At 69.7% G+C, this 20,655-nt stretch carries 21 protein-coding genes; 6 read left to right on the top strand and 15 right to left on the bottom strand.

Annotation, left to right across the window (positions count from 1 at the left end; all coding sequences use genetic code 11):
* Nucleotides 1–376: 376 nt before the first annotated feature.
* Entirely contained in the window at nt 377–628 is a 252-nt protein-coding gene (locus tag RI578_RS18945) for a hypothetical protein (RefSeq protein WP_310872173.1), read from the bottom strand.
* Nucleotides 629–821: 193 nt separating this feature from the next.
* Here RI578_RS18945 and RI578_RS18950 point away from each other — a divergent pair, with 193 nt between their 5' ends.
* On the top strand, nt 822–2,012 hold the full coding sequence (locus tag RI578_RS18950) for a pyridoxal phosphate-dependent aminotransferase (protein ID WP_310872174.1): 1,191 nt from the start codon (nt 822–824) through the stop codon (nt 2,010–2,012).
* A 79-nt stretch (nt 2,013–2,091) separates the two neighbouring features.
* On the opposite strand, the gene RI578_RS18955 is transcribed toward RI578_RS18950, so the two are convergent.
* Together RI578_RS18955 and RI578_RS18960 are read right to left on the bottom strand one after the other, a co-directional pair.
* A complete protein-coding gene (locus RI578_RS18955) occupies nt 2,092–2,628 on the bottom strand; it encodes a YbjN domain-containing protein (RefSeq protein ID WP_121748176.1) in 537 nt (178 codons plus the stop codon).
* A 76-nt stretch (nt 2,629–2,704) separates the two neighbouring features.
* Nucleotides 2,705–2,875 carry a hypothetical protein gene (locus RI578_RS18960; RefSeq protein ID WP_310872175.1) on the bottom strand — a complete coding sequence of 57 codons (171 nt, stop codon included), beginning with the start codon at nt 2,873–2,875 and terminating at the stop codon, nt 2,705–2,707.
* A 1-nt stretch (nt 2,876) separates the two neighbouring features.
* On the opposite strand from RI578_RS18960, the gene RI578_RS18965 reads away from it, so the two are divergent.
* Nucleotides 2,877–3,029: a hypothetical protein gene (locus RI578_RS18965; RefSeq protein WP_310872176.1), complete on the top strand. Its 153-nt coding sequence runs from the start codon at nt 2,877–2,879 to the stop codon at nt 3,027–3,029.
* Nucleotides 3,030–3,102: 73 nt separating this feature from the next.
* Here the strand turns inward: RI578_RS18965 and clpB are convergent, their stop codons facing one another.
* Both clpB and RI578_RS18975 read right to left on the bottom strand, forming a co-directional pair.
* Nucleotides 3,103–5,703, bottom strand: coding sequence for an ATP-dependent chaperone ClpB (clpB, locus tag RI578_RS18970; RefSeq protein ID WP_310872177.1), 2,601 nt, complete (start codon nt 5,701–5,703; stop codon nt 3,103–3,105).
* Between the two features lie 300 nt (nt 5,704–6,003).
* Nucleotides 6,004–6,339 (bottom strand): hypothetical protein, encoded by a 336-nt coding sequence (locus RI578_RS18975; RefSeq protein ID WP_310872178.1) that lies wholly within the window; start codon nt 6,337–6,339, stop codon nt 6,004–6,006.
* Nucleotides 6,340–6,647: 308 nt separating this feature from the next.
* Between RI578_RS18975 and RI578_RS18980 the strand changes: the two genes are divergently transcribed.
* The gene (locus RI578_RS18980) at nt 6,648–7,685 is read left to right on the top strand and encodes a helix-turn-helix transcriptional regulator (protein WP_310872179.1); all 1,038 of its coding nucleotides are present in this window, start codon (nt 6,648–6,650) and stop codon (nt 7,683–7,685) included.
* Complete coding sequence (locus RI578_RS18985) at nt 7,682–8,677, top strand: helix-turn-helix transcriptional regulator (protein WP_310872180.1); 996 nt, start codon at nt 7,682–7,684, stop codon at nt 8,675–8,677. The genes RI578_RS18980 and RI578_RS18985 overlap by 4 nt, the downstream gene beginning before the upstream one ends.
* On the opposite strand, the gene RI578_RS18990 is transcribed toward RI578_RS18985, so the two are convergent.
* On the bottom strand, nt 8,628–9,674 hold the full coding sequence (locus tag RI578_RS18990) for a LuxR C-terminal-related transcriptional regulator (RefSeq protein WP_310872181.1): 1,047 nt from the start codon (nt 9,672–9,674) through the stop codon (nt 8,628–8,630). The genes RI578_RS18985 and RI578_RS18990 overlap by 50 nt on opposite strands.
* A gap of 310 nt (nt 9,675–9,984) precedes the next feature.
* On the opposite strand from RI578_RS18990, the gene RI578_RS18995 reads away from it, so the two are divergent.
* The gene (locus RI578_RS18995; RefSeq protein WP_310872182.1) at nt 9,985–10,704 is read left to right on the top strand and encodes a response regulator transcription factor; all 720 of its coding nucleotides are present in this window, start codon (nt 9,985–9,987) and stop codon (nt 10,702–10,704) included.
* Between the two features lie 61 nt (nt 10,705–10,765).
* Here RI578_RS18995 and RI578_RS19000 read toward each other — a convergent pair whose 3' ends face one another.
* Nucleotides 10,766–11,062 (bottom strand): hypothetical protein, encoded by a 297-nt coding sequence (locus tag RI578_RS19000; RefSeq protein WP_310872183.1) that lies wholly within the window; start codon nt 11,060–11,062, stop codon nt 10,766–10,768.
* Nucleotides 11,063–11,197: 135 nt separating this feature from the next.
* On the opposite strand from RI578_RS19000, the gene RI578_RS19005 reads away from it, so the two are divergent.
* A complete protein-coding gene (locus RI578_RS19005; RefSeq protein ID WP_310872184.1) occupies nt 11,198–11,425 on the top strand; it encodes a winged helix-turn-helix domain-containing protein in 228 nt (75 codons plus the stop codon).
* Between the two features lie 67 nt (nt 11,426–11,492).
* On the opposite strand, the gene RI578_RS19010 is transcribed toward RI578_RS19005, so the two are convergent.
* From RI578_RS19010 to dnaK, 8 genes are all read right to left on the bottom strand, one after another.
* Nucleotides 11,493–13,658: a hypothetical protein gene (locus RI578_RS19010; protein ID WP_310872185.1), complete on the bottom strand. Its 2,166-nt coding sequence runs from the start codon at nt 13,656–13,658 to the stop codon at nt 11,493–11,495.
* A complete protein-coding gene (locus tag RI578_RS19015; protein ID WP_310872186.1) occupies nt 13,655–14,341 on the bottom strand; it encodes an ABC transporter ATP-binding protein in 687 nt (228 codons plus the stop codon). The genes RI578_RS19010 and RI578_RS19015 overlap by 4 nt, the downstream gene beginning before the upstream one ends.
* A 129-nt stretch (nt 14,342–14,470) precedes the next feature.
* Nucleotides 14,471–14,851: a hypothetical protein gene (locus RI578_RS19020; RefSeq protein ID WP_310872187.1), complete on the bottom strand. Its 381-nt coding sequence runs from the start codon at nt 14,849–14,851 to the stop codon at nt 14,471–14,473.
* Nucleotides 14,852–15,030: 179 nt separating this feature from the next.
* The gene (locus tag RI578_RS19025; RefSeq protein WP_310872188.1) at nt 15,031–16,149 is read right to left on the bottom strand and encodes a substrate-binding domain-containing protein; all 1,119 of its coding nucleotides are present in this window, start codon (nt 16,147–16,149) and stop codon (nt 15,031–15,033) included.
* 184 nt (nt 16,150–16,333) lie between these two features.
* Complete coding sequence (locus RI578_RS19030) at nt 16,334–16,789, bottom strand: heat shock protein transcriptional repressor HspR (protein WP_310872189.1); 456 nt, start codon at nt 16,787–16,789, stop codon at nt 16,334–16,336.
* Nucleotides 16,790–16,794: 5 nt separating this feature from the next.
* Nucleotides 16,795–17,994, bottom strand: a complete 1,200-nt coding sequence (gene dnaJ / locus RI578_RS19035; protein ID WP_310872190.1) for a molecular chaperone DnaJ — start codon at nt 17,992–17,994, stop codon at nt 16,795–16,797.
* A gap of 33 nt (nt 17,995–18,027) precedes the next feature.
* Entirely contained in the window at nt 18,028–18,753 is a 726-nt protein-coding gene (grpE, locus tag RI578_RS19040) for a nucleotide exchange factor GrpE (RefSeq protein ID WP_310872191.1), read from the bottom strand.
* Nucleotides 18,750–20,624, bottom strand: coding sequence for a molecular chaperone DnaK (dnaK, locus tag RI578_RS19045; protein ID WP_310872192.1), 1,875 nt, complete (start codon nt 20,622–20,624; stop codon nt 18,750–18,752). Before dnaK ends, grpE begins: the two co-directional genes overlap by 4 nt.
* Nucleotides 20,625–20,655 lie beyond the last annotated feature (31 nt).

Here is a 20,655-nt window from a genome sequence, read left to right on the forward strand (position 1 = left end):
AAGGAGAGGAAGGTGTGGGGCCTGCCCATCCCGGTCACTGCCGGGGATGCGGCCCGCTCAGCCCAGTCGGCCGGTCAGGAGGGGGGTCAACAGGTCGTCCGAGGAGCTGCGTTGGTGATGGAGAGGGAATCATGAACTGTGGCGCCGCCACAGCGTTTTTACCCAACTTCGTGGGGTTTCCATCCCTCAGGGGGCTCCACAGCTCAACTGTTCAACCAGGGCGCACACCCCGCCCGTGCGGCGCGCGCCGGTGCGTGGGAGCGCCCGCCGGGTGGGTTTCCCGGCGGGCACTCGTGATGGGGCGCGGGACCCGCTCCCAGGTGCGGGCCCCGTGACGGGGATGCGGTTCCCCCTGCGAAGGCTCGGCTGCCCCGTGTCAGCCGCCGCCCCCTCCGCATCCGCCGCCGCCCCCTCCTCCCCCGCAGGACGACGACCCGCCTCCGCAGGACGAGCCTCCGCCGCAGGAGGAGCCTGTGTTGTGCCCGCCGGACGACGAGCCGTCGGCCCACCAGCTGTTCCGGCGGCCGCGGCCTCGGTCGCGGCCGCCTCCGCCGCCGCTCCGCGCGCCCGCCATGAGCCCCCGGACCACCAGGGCGCCGACCACGATCAGGATGATGCCGGTGACCATGGCGCCACCTCCTTCCGCTTCCCGGGCTCGCGCCCGGAGTTCCCCCGAAGCAGCCCCCCGTTGGGCGCCTCGCTCTCTGTTCGAAGCTCGTTGTGACGCTGTGAAGTTCGTCGCGTGAACGGGAGATGCCCCCCGCCACCACGCCCCAAAGCAGAGTTGAGGAACTCCAGAGCTTCGGCACAGGATGACCTCCATGACCTCCATGAGCTCCAGCGCCCGCCCCTTCCTCAACCGCCGGCTCGCCGAGTTCGGGACGACGATCTTCGCGGAGATGTCCGCCCTGGCCGTGCGGACCGGGGCGATCAACCTGGGCCAGGGCTTCCCGGACACCGACGGTCCCGAGGAGATCAGGGAGGCCGCCGTACGGGCGCTGCGCGACGGGCGCGGCAACCAGTACCCGCCGGGCCCCGGCGTCCCGGAGCTGCGTACCGCCGTCGCCGCCCACCAGGAGCGCCGCTACGGCCTGTCCTACGACCCGGACACCGAGGTCCTGGTCACGGCCGGCGCCACGGAGGCCATCGCCGCCTCCCTGCTCGCGCTGCTGGAGCCCGGCGACGAGGTCGTGGCGCTGGAGCCGTACTACGACTCGTACGCGGCCTGCATCGCGATGGCGGGCGGTACGCGCGTACCCGTGACCCTGCGCCCGCACGAGGGCACCTTCCGCCTCGACCTCGACGAACTGCGCGACGCGGTCACCGACCGCACCCGCCTGCTGCTGCTGAACACCCCGCACAACCCGACGGGCACCGTCCTGACCCGCGACGAGCTGGCGGCCGTCGCCGAGCTGGCCGTGGAACGGGACCTGCTGGTGGTGACGGACGAGGTCTACGAGCACCTGGTCTTCGACACGGCCGAGCACATCCCCCTGGCGAGCTTCCCCGGGATGCGCGAGCGCACGGTGACCATCGGGTCGGCCGGCAAGACGTACTCCTTCACGGGCTGGAAGGTCGGCTGGATCACCGCCTCGCCCGCCCTGGTCACGGCGGTCCGCTCGGCCAAGCAGTACCTGACGTACGTGGCCTCCGGGCCCTTCCAGTACGCGGTCGCCGAGGCCCTCGCGCTGCCCGACTCATACTTCACCGCCTACCGCGCGGACATGCAGGCCAAGCGGGACCTGCTGGCGGCGGGCCTGGCAGAGGCGGGCTTCGGCGTCTACCGCCCCGCCGGGACGTACTTCGTCACCACCGACATCCGCCCCCTCGGCGAGGAGGACGGCTTCGCCTTCTGCCGCGCCCTGCCCGAGCGCGCGGGCGTCGTCGCCGTACCCAACGCGGTCTTCTACGACCACCGGGAGGAGGGCGCCCCCTTCGTCCGGTTCGCGTTCTGCAAGCGGACCTCGGTACTGGAAGAGGCGGTGCGGCGGCTGAAGACGCTGGCGGGGTGAACGGTGTGGCGGGATGAACGGTGAGAGCCCGGCCCCGGCATCATCACCGCCGGGCCGGGCTCTCCTCACACGGGACGGACTATTCGCCGTCCTCGTCCGTCGGCTTCTCCGACTCGTTGACCTCCTGCTCCAGGCCGAGCTGCTCCACGAGCCACCGGTCGAACTCGATGGCGGCGCGGACCCAGCTGACCGTCGAGGAGACGAAGTGCTCCAGGCTGATGCCCATACCGATCAGCATCTGCGCCTCGCCGATCAGGCGGACCGTGCCGTCGTCGTGGGTGTGGGAGTACACCTTGGGCCACAGGGTGCGCCGGTTCCAGTCGTCGATCGACTCCAGCAGCTGGGGCTTCTCGTCGATCTGGTGAGGCCGGTCGTAGAACGTCCGCACCGAGAAGACCTGCTGGTCACCCTCGCCGCGGAACATGAAGTACGTACGGAACTGCTCCCACGGCGCCGCGAGGTCACCCTCGTCGTCGACGACATACTTCAGCTCCATCTGTTCGAGGAGCTGCTTCACAAGATCCTGATCCGGGACGACGGGGCCCGCCGGTCCTTGGGACTGCGGCTCGGGCTGCTTGCCCCCGAAGTTCGGAATCGAGGACGGATCGATGGTCACCGTGAATTTCCCTTCGTACGGATCTGGCCATCCTCCCCCATGCGGGGAGGGGCGTGGCAAGCCCGCCGGGGGCCTGTCAGCCCTGGGCTGACATGATCCGGCCGGTCGGGTGGACGCCGGGCGGACGGACGCGGGCCATGGGGCGGACACGGAACGCGGCGGCGTGGCACGCGGGCCCGAACCGGACGACCGGAACGCCGGCGAGGCCGCCCTGCCGGACGGCGCGCGGCCGGGTCGGGGAGTGCACGATGCAGGGCTTCCAGGGCATTCGACACAGCGCGACCTCCCGCATGCCGGGCACGGGTGTCCAGGACCGGCCGGCGCACACCTGCCCGGACGCGCCCGCGCCCACGACGGAGTTCCGCGCGGGCGTCGACATCGACGTCGACCTCACCGTGTGACGCACGGCGGCCCGCCACCACCGGGGGTGACGGGCCGCCACGCATCGCGCCGTGCCTCCAGCGCCTTGCCGCCCTAAAGCGTCTTGCCGCTCGCGGCCGGGCCCACGATCAGCTCGTCGCCGAAGCGGTCCACGCGGACCGTGTCGCCGTCCTTGATCTCGCCGGAGAGGATCTCCCGGGCGAGCCGGTCACCGATCGCGGTCTGCACGAGGCGACGCAGCGGGCGCGCGCCGTACGCCGGGTCCATGCCCTCGTCGGCCAGCCAGGTCAGGGCCTCGTCGGTGACCTCCAGGGTGAGGCGGCGCTCGGCGAGCCGCCGGGCGAGGGAGCCGATCTGGAGCCGCGCGATCCGGCTCAGCTCCTCCTTGCTCAGCGCCGAGAAGACCACCAGGTCGTCGAGCCGGTTGAGGAACTCCGGCTTGAAGGACGCCCGGACCACCTCCAGGACCTGCTGCTTCTTCTCCGCCTCGCCGGTCGTCGGGTCGACCAGGTACTGGCTGCCCAGGTTGGAGGTGAGGACCAGGATGGTGTTGCGGAAATCGACGGTGCGGCCCTGCCCGTCGGTGAGGCGCCCGTCGTCCAGCACCTGGAGCAGGATGTCGAAGACCTCGGGGTGCGCCTTCTCGACCTCGTCGAGCAGCACGACGGAGTACGGCCGCCGCCGCACGGCCTCGGTGAGCTGGCCGCCCTCCTCGTACCCGACGTATCCGGGCGGGGCGCCGACCAGCCGCGCGACGCTGTGCTTCTCGCTGTACTCGCTCATGTCGATGCGGACCATGGCCCGCTCGTCGTCGAAGAGGAAGTCGGCGAGCGCCTTGGCCAGCTCGGTCTTGCCGACGCCGGTCGGGCCGAGGAAGAGGAAGGACCCGGTGGGCCGGTCGGGGTCGGCGATCCCGGCCCTGCTCCGCCGTACGGCGTCGGAGACGGCCCGCACGGCCTCCCCCTGCCCGATGAGCCGCTTGCCCAGCTCGTCCTCCATCCGCAGCAGCTTCTGCGTCTCGCCCTCCAGCAGCCGCCCGGCGGGGATGCCGGTCCAGGAGGCGACGACGTCCGCGATGTCGTCGGCGCCGACCTCCTCCTTGACCATGGTGTCCTTGGCGACCTCCTCCTCGGCCTCGGAGGCGGCCTCCAGGTCCCGCTCAAGGGTCGGGATCTCGCCGTACAGCAGCTTGCTGGCCGTGTCGAAGTCACCGTCGCGCTGGGCCCGCTCGGCCTGGCCCCGCAGCTCGTCGAGCTTCTCCTTCAGCTCGCCGACCCGGTTGAGGGACTGCTTCTCCTTCTCCCAGCGGGCGGTGAGGCCGCGCAGCTCCTCCTCCTTGTCGGCGAGGTCGCGCCGCAGCCGCTCCAGCCGTTCCAGGGACGCGGCGTCGGTCTCCTTGCCGATCGCCAGCTCCTCCATCTTGAGCCGGTCGACGGCGCGCTGGAGTTCGTCGATCTCGACGGGGGACGAGTCGATCTCCATGCGCAGCCGCGAGGCGGCCTCGTCGACGAGGTCGATGGCCTTGTCGGGCAGGAAGCGGGAGGTGATGTACCGGTCGGACAGCGTCGCGGCGGCCACCAGCGCGCTGTCCGCGATCTGCACCTTGTGGTGCGCCTCGTACCGCCCCTTGAGCCCGCGCAGGATCGCGATGGAGTCCTCGACGGTCGGTTCGGCGACCAGCACCTGCTGGAAGCGCCTTTCGAGGGCGGGGTCCTTCTCGATCCGCTCCCGGTACTCGTCCAACGTCGTGGCGCCGACCATGCGCAGCTCGCCGCGCGCCAGCATGGGCTTGAGCATGTTCCCGGCGTCCATGGCGGAGTCTCCGCCGGCCCCGGCCCCCACGACGGTGTGCAGCTCGTCGATGAAGGTGATGATCTGCCCGTCGGAGTCCTTGATCTCGGCGAGAACGGTCTTCAGCCGCTCCTCGAACTCACCCCGGTACTTCGCCCCGGCGACCATCGCGCCGAGGTCCAGCGCGACCAGCCGCTTGTCCTTGAGCGACTCGGGCACGTCCCCCTTGACGATCCGCTGGGCGAGCCCTTCCACAACGGCGGTCTTGCCGACACCGGGCTCACCGATGAGGACGGGGTTGTTCTTGGTGCGCCGGCTGAGCACTTGCACCACCCGCCGGATCTCCTGGTCCCGCCCGATGACCGGATCGAGCCTGCCCTCCCGGGCGGAGGCGGTGAGGTCGGTGCCGAACTTCTCCAGCGCCTTGTACTGCCCCTCGGGGTCGGCGGTGGTCACGCGGCGCCCTCCCCTGGCCTTGCGGAAGGCCTCTTGCAGCTTCTTCGCACTGGCACCCTGCCCCTCCAGTACCTCACCGGCCGCGCCGCCCTTCGCGGCGATGCCGAGGAGCAGGTGCTCGGTGGAGAGGTACTCGTCCCCGAGATCCTTGGCGCGGGCCTGGGCGTCGGCGACCACGGCGAGCATCTCACGGCTGGGCTGCGGCGGTGCGACCGTGGACCCGGTCACGCTGGGCAGCCCGGCGACGATGCGCTCGGCGCCGGCGCGCACGGCCGCGAGGTCGGCCTCGACGGCGGCGAGCAGGTCGGTGATGTTCTCGTTGTCCTGCCCCTGGAGCAGAGCCAGGAGCAGGTGGGCGGGGGTGAGGTCGGCGTTCCCCTCGGTCACGGCCCGGTTGCTGGCCGCGTTGATCGCGTCCCGGCTCCGGTTGGTCAGCTCGGCGTCCACGTTCTGGCTCTCCTCCTCGCGTCGGCCGTCGGCGGTCCGGCCATGTCTCCCAGTGCTGACTCAGACAACGTACACAAAGTTGAGTCTATTCCACTCAAGGAGGAAACGGGCGCGGGTTCCCGCCGGGTGCCACCAGGGTGCCCACTTCCCCCGCACGAGAGCCTTTTCGGCCAGCCTGGGAGCAGGGTCGATACCCCGAAATGTCGCCGAAAACGACAGCGGCGTCACCGTGTTCAGGTCACGGTGACGCCGCTGCCGGGGGGAAGCACCTGAGCGATTTGTAACGACGGGGGAATCGCGTCAGGCGCTGCGGGGGGTGGCCGAGATGGTCCTCACTTCGGGGTCCTCCGGCTGCGCGAGCCGGTGGTCCCTCTGGTCCAGGTTCACAAAGATCATTCCGTATCGGATGGCGCACCGCACGGGCTGCGGCGCCCCCCGAGGCCGCCGCAGACACCGGTACGCCCGCACATCGCCGTCCTCGTCCAACGTGACGACGACCGGCTCACCGAAGACGGTCACCATCAGGGAGTCACCGGCGTGGGGGATCGCGGTGACCAGGTCGATGAAGTGCCAGCCGGAGCGGTAGGCGGTGGCCATTTCGCGACGGAAGGAGCGGTCGTCGGGTGGAGTCGTCATCAGTCAGCCCCAAGTGCTGTCGTCTTCACCAAGGGGAGCAGGTGCCGCACTGGCCACGGTCGTAACAACCGTGGAAGCAGCCATTCCCCAGGTGCTGTCCGCCCGAGTGTCGACCTTCGCGCCAGAGAGACCAGTCAGTGCACCGACGGCCACGACGGCGGAGAAGGCGACAGCAAGCACCGAGCGAAGCAATCTGTTGCGCATAATCGGCTTCGTCCTCACTTGAAGGTCCCCTCTTCCCCCGTCGAACAAGACGATGGCTCATTCGGGCACGTCATGGCCACACAATCAGTGCATCATGTTCCTGCATGTTCAGGACCCTGGGGGGTGTAGATTTGATAACGAATCGGACTAAAAGGCCACATCCCCATGCGATGTCCGAACTGTGCGAGGAGGGTAGTCGCCTCTACGCAACCGCCCTGCGTATTGGACGCGTTGCCCGAGGAGACGCAGAAGCGGTTCCATGTCTGATGGAGTTCGCCCTTCTCCACCCAGATCCGGACGATGCGAACTGGCTGCGCCCTGTGCCTCCATCAGTCGCCTTGGCCCAGCGGCTCAACTCGATCGAGCGGGAGATCGCCGAACGCAGACGAATGTCGATCGAACTGGCCGATGCCTTCGAACCGTTCCTGACTCTCGGCGCACACGCCACCACAAACACGCACTCGATCGCAGTCCTCGAGGGACTCGACCGCATAAACGCGGCACTGGACCTGGCCACGTCCGAGTGCCAGTCCGAGATGCTCACAGTCCAGCCGAGCAGCCGGCGCCTGGAACACACGCTGCTGCAAGGGCTGGAGCGCGACAGGCCGCTGCTCGAACGGGGAGTGCGTATCAGGACTCTCTACCAGCACACGGCCCGGTACAGCCCTGAGACACTGGGCTACGTGTCCCAGTTCTCGGACGGCAAAGTCGAGTACCGGACGATCGACGAGTTGGTGGAACGCCTCATCGTCTGTGACGAGTCCGTCGCCTTCATACCCACGCGCGATGATCGCCAGGTGGCCCTGGAGCTCCGGCACCCAGGGCTTGTCCGGTACCTGATCAAGGTTTTCGAGTTCATGTGGTCCCGTGCGGTTCCGTTGAGTACAGGCGCTCCCTACGAGACCGCGCCCGACGGCATCACGGAAATTCAGCACTCCATCGCCAAGCTCCTCGTGGAGGGGCACGTGGACGAAGCCATCGCCCGCCGTCTGGGCATGAACGTGCGCACGTGCCGAGCCCACATCGCGAAACTCGCCACGGCTCTGGGAAGCGGAAGCCGAGCCCAACTCGGCTATCTCATAGCCCAGTCGGGGATCCTGGAGCAGGAGCCCCGGGGTGTGGGAGGAGAAAACCGCTCATGACCGACGAGACGCACCGGCATGGGGACGAGGCACTGTGCGAGACAGGTCTCAAGCTGTACTCCCGCGCACTGCGTGAAGGCGGCGTACCCAGCGCCACGGCAGCGACAGCACCTTGCCTGATCGACACCGGTCTCCTGCACCCGGCCATCGACAACCTGGACATGCTGGAGCCGACCGAACCGACCGTCGCCCTGCAGCGACTGCTGCGCACGTCGGAAGAGTACATAGCCCGCGAGCGACGGCGCGGTGAACGTCTGGCGGATGTGTTCGAGCCTCTCATCCGCCTTGGCACGCGTGCGGCGGCGAGCGAGGCCACTCCGGCACTCAGAATCCTCAGTAGCAAGGAGCGGACGGGGCAGGCCATCGAGGAAGCCATGGTCGAGGGCAGGCACGAGTTGCTGGCGATTCAGCCCCACGATTCGAAGGTCACCAGGCGCCCTGACATCCTCGAAGGGGCCATTAGGCGGGACCAGGCCTTTCTCGACCGTGGTGCTCGCATGCGCGCGCTTTACCAGCACACCGCACGCCACGCCGCATACTCACGCGCCCGCTACGAACACCTGACGGGCAACGTGGAGGCGCGGACCCTCGACGAGGTCACCGACCGCCTCATCGTCGTGGACCGCACCGTCGCCTTCATCCCCGCCAGCGCCGACCGCTCACTCGCCCTCGAAGTCCGCCACCCCGCCCTGATCGCCTACTTCATCAACACCTTCGACCGCCTCTGGCGCCTCGCTACCCCCATGTACCCCGAAACCGTCCAACGTCAGTCACTGGGCGGCATCACCCCCCGCCAAAGAGCCATAGCCGCCCTCCTCATCGAAGGCCACACCGACGCCGACATAGCCGACCGCCTCGGCATGAACGTCCGCACCGCCCGCGTCCACATCGCCAAACTCGCCGCCACCCTCGGCAGCGAAAGCCGCGCGCAGCTCGGCTACCTCATCGGCCAGTCGGGGATCCTCGACCCGGAGCCTGATCGGGCACGCTGATCGTGGCGGGCAGGCGCGGGGCGCCGTCCAGGCCCGCCTGGGCGATGCGTACGCCCAGCTGGGTACGGCTCGCCGCCCCCAACGTCTCCGAGAGGCGGGCGATGTGGGCCCGCGCCGTGCGGACGCTTATGCCCAGCCGCTCCGCGATCACCGCGTCCTGGTGGCCCTCCGCCAGCAGCGCCGCGATGGACTGCTCGCGGTGGGAGATGCCCTCGATGCCGGTGTCGGGGAGGGGGGCGGTCAGGGGGATGGCCAGACGCCAGAGGCGTTCGAAGACCGTGACCAGGTAGGCGATCAGGGCGGGGTGGCGCAGCTCCAGGGCCATCGTGCGGTCGGTGTTGGCGGGGATGAAGGCGACCGTGCGATCGAAGAGGATGAGGCGGTCGATGACCTCGTCGAGGGTGCGGGCCTCCACCGCGTCGCCCATCAGCTCCAGGTAGTTGAGCAGGCCCTGCCCGTGCCGGGCCACGTGCGTGTACAGGTCCCGCATCCGCACCCCGCGCCCGCGCAGCGCCAGCGCCCGGTGCAGCCCCTCCGACAGCTCGTGCTCACGCCGGATGCCGCCGGGCTGGACGGTGAGCACCTCCGTCGTGCACGCCTGCGTCGCCTCGTCCATCGCGGCCTGGATGCGGGTCAGACCGTCCAGGACGCGGATCGCCGTGCCCTCCGTGCCGGCCGGGGTCTGGAGCTGGCGGCCGAGACCCGCGTACCGCTCGAAGGCCTCCACCGCGGAGCCCACCCGCCGCTGACTGGCGTTGACCTCGTCGTGGACACCGCGCAGCAGCCGGGTCATGACCTCCTGCGGCGAGGTCGGCACCAGCCAGTCCATGTCGTCGGGGTCGGGGTGCAGCAGGGCCAGTTCCAGGAGGCAGGGGACCGGCTCGGCGTCCCGGCGGGGCACCCGGCCACGTCGTACGGCCCGGGAGTACACGCGGTCCCCCGCCGCGCACAGCCGGTCGGCACCGTGTGGATGCTCATCCGCCCCGTGCCCGGCCATCGCCCATCCCACCCCCGGTTCCGGCTCTTTCCGCAGCGCAACTATGCGCGGCCGGGACCGGGTCCGCAACACGGCTCCCCTCTCGCCGGCAGCGGACATGTGCCGGAATCACCCCTTACGCACACCCCCCTCTTCGCCTCGTTGCAACAAGCTGAAGGTGTCGGAGAGATGTACGCAGCGTGCATGCTGGGTGACGGCGGGGCCTGACCGACTCCGCCTGTCGTACCGGGCCGTCGGCTGTCGTGGTGTCGGCACACGCCAAGGGCGCCGTCACGGCGAGTCGGTAGGCAGTTGGGGGAGGACTGGGATCGTGATACGCGTAGGCATTCTCGGCCGGGAGCCGCTGGAACGGGCTGGAGTCAGGCGGGTCCTGGAAGAAGACAGCAGGATCCGGATCGTCGGCGAGGCATCGAAGGCGGCGTCACCCACGGTACGTCTGGACGTCCTGGTCAGCAGCCACCACAGTCCGGACGAGGCGCTCGACGCCCTACGGTTGCCAAGAGCGGCCGCGCCGAAAGCGGCAAGCTTCCAGGTCTCCACTCCGGCACACGTCGTACTGGTCGACCACTTGTCGGAACACGCCACCTGCGCGCTGCTCCGCCATGGAGCCCGCGGGATCCTGCTGCGCGGCAACTCCGTGCGGCACCTGCCATGGGCGGTACGGGCAGCAGCCGCAGGCACGGTCGCGCTCGGGCCCGTTGCCGCCCAGTTCCTGGTCGATCAGTACGTTCGGCCCGGCCGCACAGCCGATGCGGTGGCCACCGCGCGCAGGATGCTGGAGAAGCTCAGCTCTCGGGAGCGGGAGATCGTGCACCTACTGGCGGACGGAGCATCGAACCCTGCCATGGCCGAGACGCTGGGGATCAGCGCCCACACGGTCAAGGACCACATCCGCGGGGCCTACTCCAAGCTCGGTGTCGACAACCGCGTCCAGGCCTCCCGCATCGTTTGGCAGGCGCAGGTGCCCACACAGCCGACGAGCCATCAGTCACGGGGTTCCGTCGCGTGCGGCGGTCCGCAGGTGCCGTGACGCCCCGCGCCGCACCGTTCGTGGGTGACCGGCGCGGCGCGGATCACTTCCAACGGAAGCGTCAGTCCTCGTACGGCGGGATGCGCTGTGCGCGACTCTCGGCAATGTTGAGCACGTCCGTCAGGCTCTCGATGAGACGGCGGATGATCCAGCGGAGTTCATCTGCCGTGAGGTCCGACGCGGCTCCGACCACGGGTCGCGCCAGCTCCACGATGACGGCAGCCGATTCGATCTGCCGGTTCTCGATTCTGTCGGCCAGTAGAGAGAGCGGGCCGGGCGTGCCGTCGGTGACCAGGACTGCGCGCTTGCCCTCGGGCCCACACCAGGGCAGTAGGCGGACGTGGCTAGTGTGGCTCATGTCGTCAGCTCCTCAGTAGCTGGTGCCATTCCCCCGGGCCGGTCGCACGGTTGCGGAGGTCTTGCGAAATCGAGGATACGCGTATCCGCGTATACGCGGTCGCGGGATCACGCAGATACGCGGACGCTGAGAACCATGGACCTTGATCGCTCGGTGCCCGTATGGCCTCAAGTCGCGGATGAGCTACGGCGACGCCTCGAGGCCGGTCAGTACGCGCCCGGTGCGCGCTTCCCTGCCGTGAACGACCTGGCTGCCGAGCTGGACGTGGCGCCGAGCACGGTGCAGAAGGCCGTGGCCGCTCTCCGGGCTGAGGGACGGCTCTACACCGTTCTCGGACAAGGCTCGTTCGTCGCGGAGAAGTGACAACGGGGTGGTGACAACGGGGTGTGGACCGCATGTCCACACCCCTCGGCAGGGCACACGCCTCGCGTCAGTCGTTGCGCGGTCGCCACACCAGCCCCGCCGCGGACGCCGTACGCGCACCCCACCAGGCCATCACCGCGGCGCACGCCAGGCCGGCCGCTCCCACCGCCGACAGCGCGGACAGCCGGTCGGCGGAGCCGGCCATCAACGGCGTGGTCACGTACCAGGTCACCGCGACGGCCGCACACACGGCGAAGGCGGTGGGCGCCAGGAGCGACCAGACGGAGACCGCGTAGTACACGCGGCCGTTGCCGCTCAGCACCGAGACCGGGCCCAGCTCGCGGCCCGTCCGGACGAACTGGGCCACCGAGCCGATCCCGGCCACGACCACGATCAACAGCACACCTGCCACGGAGAGCAGCTCCAGCCACCGCTGCGCCGCGATGCCCTCACCGCTGCCGCCGAAGGTGCCGGCCATCGCGAAGACCTGGACGTTCGTCGCCATCGCGACATGCGCGTTGGCGGCTTGGTGAACCCGAGACGGCGACAGCTGCCGTCCGTCCTGCGCCAGTACCGCCAGTGCCGGCTCCTCGGCGGTACGCACGGTCTCGGTGACGTTGCCCGTACGGGCGTACAGGCGTGCCCCGACCGACCGCTCCAACTCCGCCGCCTGGGCCAGACCGGCGTGCCGCGTGCGCAGTTCGACTGGAGCCGCCGACGGACACTTGACGCCCAGGTCCTGCCATGCCGAGCAGTCCGCGACGAGGTCGGTCCGCCCCGAGCGGGCGTCCCTCGTCACGGCCAGGGCGTGCACGCCCGTCCCCAGGTCGCGTTCGAAGGCCGCCACGTCGGCGGTTGCCGTGGAGAGTGTCGTCGAAACCCGCAATACGCTGGTGCCGAGGTGCTCCTCCACGGCGTGGACCCGGTCGCTCATGTCCGTGAACAGGCTGATCGCGATCTGTCCTTGAGCGGCCAGGCCGACCGCCACGACTACCGCGGCCACCAGCCGCGCGACCGGGCGGGCGCCGACTGCCAGCCGTCGGCCCGCTACCAGCATGCCCACCCGGCCACGCGCGGCACCGAACCTGGCCAGCGCGGGTCCGGCCGCCGACACCACCGCACCGGCCACCCCGGGCAGCAGCGCGATGGTGATCACGCTGCCGGCCGCAAGGACGGGCAGACGCAGGTCGTACGGGGCCAGGTCGGTGCCGCGGACCGTGCCGAAGAGGGCCACGGGAAACAGCCACAGCATCCACTCGCGGCGCCGTTTGGCGGCCACCGGTCGGGTCGAGGCGCCCGGTCGGTACCGCGGTTGGAGCAGCACCACGGCGGCCAGCACGGCCAGCGGTACGCCCAGCACAGCGCCCACGAGGGCGGGGATCGCGGCGCGGGCGTCGGGGACGTACAGCACGAAGTCGACTACCGGCAGCGGTACGTCGGTGAGGGGTACGGGAGCGACGGCCACGACCGCCGTCGACGCGCCGAGGGTCACGGGCAGGAACGCCTCGCCCACCGTGAACCAGGCCCGGGCACCTCCGGAGGCGCCCAGCGCGGTCAGGATCGCGGTCCGGCGGTCCCGGGCCGCGGCGCCGACCCGGGCGGCGATCACGACGAACAGTCCGGCCGGGAGGCCCACCAGCGCCAGGTAGGCCCAGTGGAACTCCTTCGGCCCGAAGTTGTACATGTGCTCCCCGAGCGACGGCGTCCAGGAGACACCGAATCCGGAGGCCCTGGTCATCCCCTCCGGGTCCAGCCGCTCGGCCGTCGGCCGTACGTACGCGAAATACTCGCTCGGCGACTCCAGGCCGTGCGGGGCGATGGTGCCCACGGCTCGCCCGTACTCGCCGCCCACCTGATGTCCGACCGCCTTCAGCGCCGGGGAGAGCACCGCCTGACCGGGCTCCGGCCAGTGCTCCAGGCCGGGCGGCAGGGGTGCGTCGGGGGTGAGGGGCTCGATGTAGACCACGTCGTACTGACGGTCGTCGACGCTCGCCAGCGTCGCGCGCCACAGCAGCGTGGCGGAGCCGGTGTCTGCGACCTGCGGCCAACGGGCCTGACTGCGCTCGGTGCGACCGTCGAAGGAGGACGCGGCGAGCAGGAACCCGCAGACGGCGAGGACCGCCACCGTGGTGGCGGCGAACAACGCGAAGTAGCGGATGCGGCCTGCTTCGGCCGACCGGGAGGCGGCTCGTCCCATGCGCAGGAGCCGCCATCGCAGGCCGCCGCCGTTCACCGCACCTCCTGGGCCTGGACCAGGCGTCCCTCGTGCAGGTGCAGCCGCACGTCGGCGCGGCCCGCCACCATCGCATCGTGCGTCACCACGACGAGCGCGCACCCGTGTTCCCGCGGGGTACTGAACAGCAGGTCGGCCACGGCTTCCCGTTGCCCGCCGTCCAACGCGCCGGTCGGCTCGTCCGCCAGCAGTAGTTCGGGCATGTTGACCAGGGCGCGAGCGACGGCGACACGCTGCCTTTCTCCGCCCGACAGGTCCCGCGTGGCCGTGGCCTCGGGCACCCCGAGGCGGGTGAGCAGCGACTCGGCCCGGGAGCGGGCCTCGGCGACCGCATCGCCGGCCAGCAGGCTCGCGATCATCACGTTCTCCGCCGGGGTGAGCTCGGGGAGCAGCTCGCCGAACTGGAAGACCATGCCGACGTGCCGCCGCCGGTGGGCGGCGAGGGCACGCGCGGACAGCCGGGTCACGTCCTGCCCCACGACTTCGACGCTCCCCGACTGTGGGCGAATCAGCCCCATGACGCACATCAGCAGGGTGGACTTGCCACTGCCGGACGGGCCCATCACGGAGACGGAACTGCCCGCCGGGACGGTGAGATCGGCACCGGCGAGCAGGCTTCGGCCGGACACGCCATAGAACACCTCGCTCAGCCGCAGGACGGGTGGGGCGGGGATTGAGGTCACGCGGAGCTCCCTTGGTCGGGGGGATCACTCGATGTGGACGGCGGGGGCAGCACTGACAACGCATGCCTGACCGAGGGGCCGGCCGACCCCTCGGTCAGGCTGTGGTCAGGCTGCGCGGGCGGAATCCCGTCAGTCGGAGTACCAACTGGTGTGCCAGTCGGGCAGGTTGTTGCGTGCGACCGTGCCGCGGGCCTTGTAGATCTCGGAGTGTTTACCGCTCTCGACGGTGCCCCTGTTGCCGTCGTTGTCGGACGGACCGTTGGGACCGTTCTTGTTCCACAGCGTCAGCTTGGTACCCGAGTGGGCCACGCGGTAGTACTCCGCCTTCACCCAATGGCTCGAACCCGTGTCCTTGATGTTCATGATCGAGCGGTTGCCCTCGGTCCAGAAGCGGAGCTCACCGCTGTAGGAGTGCGGACCGATCTCGTACGCGAAGGCGGGCGCCGCCGTACTCAGGGCCAGGGCGGCGATGGCCCCGACCCCCAGCCGTCGTGCGATTCTGACGTTCACTGAACTGCGTCCCCTCGTCTGACGGAGTTCCCGGACCACGGTTGGCGGCCGGAAGGGAACCGCACGGGAGAGAACGGTGCGGTTCCTGTGACTCCAAGACTGCTCCGGGACGGTCAATCGGGTAATCCACCCGTTGGGGGAGCACGTCCACGTCCCCCGGCCTACCGGGGGGGTGCGGACTACTTGAGCCCGATCTCCGCGCAGTCCGCCGCGTACTTGGCCGTGCAGATGTCGGAGACCTTGTAGAAGCCGTCCGCGATGACGGTCTTCTCGATGTTGTCCTGCGTCAGGGCGACGACGGGGACGAGCTGTGCGGGGATGCCCTTGTGGGTGGGGCTGTCGACCTTGTCGCGGGCGAGGGCGTCGAACTGGATGTCCCGGCCCTGGACGCGCGCCACGGCCATCTCCGCGGCGCTCTCGGCCTCCTGCGGGTAGGACTTGTACACGCTCATGTACTGCTCGCCGGTGACGATCCGCTGCACCGCGGAGAGTTCCGCGTCCTGGCCGGTGATCGGCGGCAGGTCGGTGACGCCCGCGTCCTCCAGGGCCTTGATGACGCCGCCCGCCATGCCGTCGTTGGCGGAGTAGACGCCCGCGATGTTGTTCTTGCCGATCTTCTCGATCGCCTCGGCCATGTTCGCCTCGGCGTTCTCCGGCTTCCAGTCCTTGGTGTCGAAGGACTGGGCGATCGTCACCTTGCCGTTCAGCTCGGAGGTCGCGCCCGCCTTGAACTGCTTGGCGTTCGGGTCGGTGGGCGAGCCGTTCATCATGACGATCTTGTCGGAACTGTCCGCGTCGTCGCCGAGCGCCTCGATGAGGGAGCGGCCCTGCACCTCGCCGACCAGTTCGTTGTCGAAGGAGATGTAGGCGTCGATCGGACCCTCGGCCAGCCGGTCGTAGGCGATGACGGGGATGCCGGCGTCCTTGGCCTTCTGCACGGCGGTGCCGATGGACTTCGCGTCCACCGCGTCCAGGACGATCACGTCGACCTGGTCGTCGATCATCTGCTGCATCTGGTCGGCCTGCTTCGAGGCGTTCGCCTCGGCGTTGGCGTACTTGACGTTGCCCTGGTCGCGCGTGAGGTCGGCGACCTTCGCCTTGAAGTAGGGGTAGTCGAACTGCTCGTAGCGCGTGTTCGCCTTCTCCGGCAGGAGCAGCCCCACGGTGATGTCGTTGCCCTTGGTCGGGCTCGCCTCGTCACTGCTCTCGGACGCGCCCAGCACACCACAGGAGGCCAGCGAGAAAGTCATCATGGACGCGGCCACGGATATGGCGATACGACGGGCACGGCTGTTCACTGCGCTTACCTTCCGACACACGGGTGTTGTGGTGACCCAGGTGAGGGAAGCCAACGCTGTCTTCACGAAATCGTCAAGAAGTACTAGACCAATGAGACAGCAACGTTGCGAACAGGCCCGGAGGGCCGGGTGGATCCGGTGGGACCTCCGGGCCCGTCGTCGCCGTTCTGCCTGGTGCTGCCGGTCAGTCCGAGGACTGGCCGTGCCGCTTGGGCCGCCACACGACCAGGGCGCTGGTCTGCTGTACCTCCTGGTACGGGACCAGGTCGCGGCGGTACGAGGCGTGTACCGCCGCCTCGCGCTGGCGCATCGCCGTGGCCGCGCCGTCGAGGGCGTCCTGCAGCTCCGCCAGGCGGGCCTGGAGCGCGGCGACCTGGTTCTCCAGTTCGATGATGCGCTTGATTCCGGCCAGGTTGATGCCCTCGTCCTGCGACAACTGCTGCACCGTGCGGAGCAGTTCGATGTCGCGGGCCGAGTAGCGCCGGCCGCGGCCGGCCGTGCGGTCCGGGGAGACCAGGCCGAGGCGGTCGTACTGGCGCAGGGTCTGCGGGTGCAGGCCGGAGAGCTGGGCCGCCACCGAGATGACGTAGACCGGGGTGTCCTCGGTCAGTTCATACGGATTGCGTCGACGACCGTCCATCTCCGTCAAGCTCCCTTCGCGGCCTGGAACAGCTCCGCCCGCGGATCCTCGTCCGCGGTCGCCTCGCGATACGCCTCCAGCGCATCACGAGCCTTCCCCGTCAGGTCCTTCGGAACACTCACCTCGACGGTGACCAGAAGGTCGCCGCGGGTGCCGTCCTTGCGGACCGCTCCCTTGCCCCGGGCGCGCATGGTGCGCCCGCCCGGTGTGCCCGCCGGCAACTTCAGCGTGACGGGCGGGCCGCCCAGCGTCGGGACCCGGACCTCGCCGCCGAGGGCCGCCTCGGCGTACGTCACCGGGACGGTGACGGTGAGGTTGTCGCCCTTGCGGCCGAAGACGGGGTGCTCCTTGACGTGCACGACCACGTACAGGTCGCCCGCCGGACCGCCCCGCTCACCCGGCGTGCCCTTGCCGCGCAGCCGGATGCGCTGCCCGTCCGACACCCCGGCCGGGATGCGGACCTGCATCGTCCGGGAGGACTTGGCGCGTCCGGAGCCCTTGCAGATGTCGCAGGGGTCCTCCGCGATCAGGCCGCGGCCCTTGCAGTCCGGGCACGGGTCGGTGAGCGAGAAGCCGCCGCCCGAGCCCCGGGCGACCTGCCCGGTGCCGACGCAGGTCGGGCACACGCGCGGCGTGCCGTTCTTGTCGCCGGTGCCCGAACAGGCCTTGCAGGGTGCCTGCGAGGACATGCGCAACGGGACCGTCGCGCCCTCGATGGCCTCCGTGAAGCTCAGGGTGACCTCGGACTCGATGTCCTGGCCACGCCGCGGTTGGGTCCGCGTGCCGGTGCCGGGGCCGCCGGCGCCGGTGCGGTTGAACAGGCCCCCGAAGACGTCGCCGAGCCCGCCGCCGAAGCCGCCGGCCCCGCCCTGGCCCCCGCCCTGGGCGCCGCCTCCGAAGAGGTCGCCCAGATCGAAGTTGAAGGTGCCGCCGCCGCCCGCGCCCGGCCCCGGACGGAAACCGCCGTTGCCGAAGAGGCTGCGGGCCTCGTCGTACTCCTTGCGCTTCTTGGGGTCACCGAGGATGTCGTTGGCCTCGGAGATCTCCTTGAAGCGCTCCTCCGCCTTGACGTTTCCCTTGTTGGCGTCCGGGTGGTACTCGCGGGCGAGCTTCCGGTACGCCTTCTTGATCTCGGCCTCGGTGGCGTCCTTGGGGACGCCGAGGACCTTGTAGTAGTCCTTCTCGATGAAGTCCTTGGTGCTCATCCCCGACGTCCCTCCTCTCTCGTCACGTCAAGCTCAGCCCTCGTCCGGGCCACCGCTCTCCTTGTTCCCGGCGGTTCCGGCGTTCCCGGTGTTTCCGGTATTCCCGGCGTTCCCGTCGTTCTCCGCGGAGTCGGCCGGTGCCTCGGTGTTCTCCTCGGCCGGCTTGGCCGTCTGCGCACCCGGCTGCGGCTCGGCCACCGCCACCCGCGCGGGGCGGATGGTGCGCTCGCCGATCCGGTACCCGGGCTGCAGAATCGCCACGCACGTCGTCTCGGTGACGTCCGGCGCGTACGAGTGCATCAGGGCCTCGTGGATCGTCGGGTCGAAGGGCTCGCCCTCCTTGCCGAACTGCTGGAGGCCCATCTTGGCGATGACCGTCTCCAGCGACTCCGCGACGGACTTGAAGCCGCCGACGAGTTCGCCGTGCTCCCGGGCGCGGCCGATGTCGTCGACCACGGGAAGCAGCTCGGACAGGAGGTTCGCGACGGCGACCTCCTTGACCGCGACGCGGTCCCGCTCGACGCGGCGGCGGTAGTTCTGGTACTCGGCCTGGAGTCGCTGGAGGTCCGCCGTGCGCTCGTTCAGCGCCGTGCGCACCTGGTCCAGCTGGGCCACCAGGCCCGCGTTCTCACTCGCGTCCCCGGCCGGGGCCGCGCCCTCCTCCGAAGAGGGAGCGGCGGCCTTCGGCTCGGCGTCGTCAGGGGTGGCGCCGGAGGGGACGTCGGGCTTCTCGTCAAAACCCGGGGTCTCCTCCGTCACGCGGCACCGTCCTTGCGCTCGTCGTCCACGATCTCGGCGTCGACGACGTCGTCGTCGGCCGCCTTGTCACCGGCACCGGCACCGGCACCGGCACCGGCGCCGGCACCCGGAGCCTCGCCGCCGGCGGCCTGCGCACCCTGGGCGTCGGCGTACATGGCCGAGCCCAGCTTCTGCGAGACGGCGGCGACCTTCTCCGTGGCGGTGCGGATCTCGGCGGTGTCCTCGCCCTTGAGCTTCTCCTTCAGCTCGGCGACGGCCTCCTCGACCTCCGTCTTGATCTCGCCCGGGACCTTGTCCTCGTTGTCCTTGAGGAACTTCTCCGTCTGGTAGACGAGCTGCTCGCCCTGGTTGCGGGACTCGGCGGCCTCGCGGCGGGCGTGGTCCTCCTCCGCGTACTTCTCGGCCTCCTGGCGCATCCGGTCGACCTCGTCCTTCGGCAGCGAGGAGCCGCCGGTGACGGTCATCTTCTGCTCCTTGCCGGTGCCGAGGTCCTTCGCCGTGACGTGCATGATGCCGTTGGCGTCGATGTCGAAGGCGACCTCGATCTGCGGGACGCCGCGGGGCGCCGGGGGCAGACCGGTCAGCTCGAACATCCCGAGCTTCTTGTTGTACGCCGCGATCTCGCGCTCGCCCTGGTAGACCTGGATCTGCACGGAGGGCTGGTTGTCCTCGGCGGTGGTGAAGATCTCCGAACGCTTCGTCGGGATCGTAGTGTTCCGCTCGATCAGCTTGGTCATGATGCCGCCCTTGGTCTCGATACCGAGGGACAGCGGGGTGACGTCGAGGAGCAGGACGTCCTTGACCTCGCCCTTGAGGACACCGGCCTGCAGGGCGGCGCCGATGGCGACGACCTCGTCCGGGTTGACGCCCTTGTTGGCGTCCTTGCCGCCGGTCAGCTCCTTGACGAGCTCGGCGACGGCGGGCATACGGGTGGAGCCACCGACGAGAACGACGTGGTCGATCTCCGACAGCTGGATACCGGCGTCCTTGATGACGTTGTGGAACGGCGTCTTGCAGCGCTCCAGCAGGTCGGACGTGAGCTGCTGGAACTGGGCGCGGGTGAGCTTCTCGTCCAGGTGCAGCGGGCCCTCGGCGGAGGCCGTGATGTAGGGGAGGTTGATCGAGGTCTCGGTGGACGAGGACAGCTCGATCTTGGCCTTCTCGGCGGCCTCGCGGAGGCGCTGGAGGGCCATCTTGTCCTTGCCCAGGTCCACGCCGTGGCCGGACTGGAACTGCTTGACCAGGTAGTCGACGACGCGCTGGTCCCAGTCGTCACCACCGAGGTGGTTGTCACCGTTGGTGGCCTTCACCTCGACGACGCCGTCGCCGATCTCCAGCAGCGAGACGTCGAACGTACCGCCACCGAGGTCGAAGACGAGGATGATCTGCTCGTCCTTGTCGAGGCCGTACGCCAGCGCGGCGGCCGTCGGCTCGTTGACGATGCGCAGGACGTTGAGGCCCGCGATCTCACCGGCCTCCTTGGTGGCCTGGCGCTCGGCGTCGTTGAAGTACGCCGGGACGGTGATGACCGCGTCGGTCACCTTCTCGCCCAGGTAGGACTCGGCGTCCCGCTTCAGCTTCTGCAGCACGAAGGCGCTGATCTGCTGCGGGTTGAAGTCCTTGCCGTCCAGGTTGATCCTCCAGTCGGTGCCCATGTGGCGCTTGACCGACCGGATGGTCCTGTCGACGTTCGTGACCGCCTGGCGCTTGGCCACCTCGCCGACCAGCACCTCGCCGTTCTTGGCGAAGGCGACGACGGACGGCGTGGTCCTGGCGCCCTCGGCGTTGGTGATGACGGTGGGCTCGCCGCCCTCCAGAACGCTGACGACGGAGTTAGTCGTGCCCAGGTCGATGCCGACCGCACGTGCCATGGTGAATAACCTCCAGCTGACTTGAGTGGAA

The organism is Streptomyces sp. BB1-1-1 (assembly GCF_031597775.1).
Taxonomy (GTDB): Bacteria; Actinomycetota; Actinomycetes; order Streptomycetales; family Streptomycetaceae; genus Streptomyces; species Streptomyces thinghirensis.

Bases quoted from the DNA above. Each gene is read 5' to 3' on its own strand.
- RI578_RS18945 (WP_310872173.1), bottom strand. From the start codon at position 628: ATGGTCACCGGCATCATCCTGATCGTGGTCGGCGCCCTGGTGGTCCGG.
- RI578_RS18950 (WP_310872174.1), top strand. From the start codon at position 822: ATGACCTCCATGAGCTCCAGCGCCCGCCCCTTCCTCAACCGCCGGCTC.
- RI578_RS18965 (WP_310872176.1), top strand. From the start codon at position 2,877: ATGCAGGGCTTCCAGGGCATTCGACACAGCGCGACCTCCCGCATGCCG.
- RI578_RS18975 (WP_310872178.1), bottom strand. From the start codon at position 6,339: ATGACGACTCCACCCGACGACCGCTCCTTCCGTCGCGAAATGGCCACC.
- RI578_RS18980 (WP_310872179.1), top strand. From the start codon at position 6,648: ATGTTCAGGACCCTGGGGGGTGTAGATTTGATAACGAATCGGACTAAA.
- RI578_RS18985 (WP_310872180.1), top strand. From the start codon at position 7,682: ATGACCGACGAGACGCACCGGCATGGGGACGAGGCACTGTGCGAGACA.
- RI578_RS18990 (WP_310872181.1), bottom strand. From the start codon at position 9,674: ATGGCCGGGCACGGGGCGGATGAGCATCCACACGGTGCCGACCGGCTG.
- RI578_RS19000 (WP_310872183.1), bottom strand. From the start codon at position 11,062: ATGAGCCACACTAGCCACGTCCGCCTACTGCCCTGGTGTGGGCCCGAG.
- RI578_RS19005 (WP_310872184.1), top strand. From the start codon at position 11,198: ATGGACCTTGATCGCTCGGTGCCCGTATGGCCTCAAGTCGCGGATGAG.
- RI578_RS19030 (WP_310872189.1), bottom strand. From the start codon at position 16,789: ATGGACGGTCGTCGACGCAATCCGTATGAACTGACCGAGGACACCCCG.
- dnaJ (WP_310872190.1), bottom strand. From the start codon at position 17,994: ATGAGCACCAAGGACTTCATCGAGAAGGACTACTACAAGGTCCTCGGC.
- dnaK (WP_310872192.1), bottom strand. From the start codon at position 20,624: ATGGCACGTGCGGTCGGCATCGACCTGGGCACGACTAACTCCGTCGTC.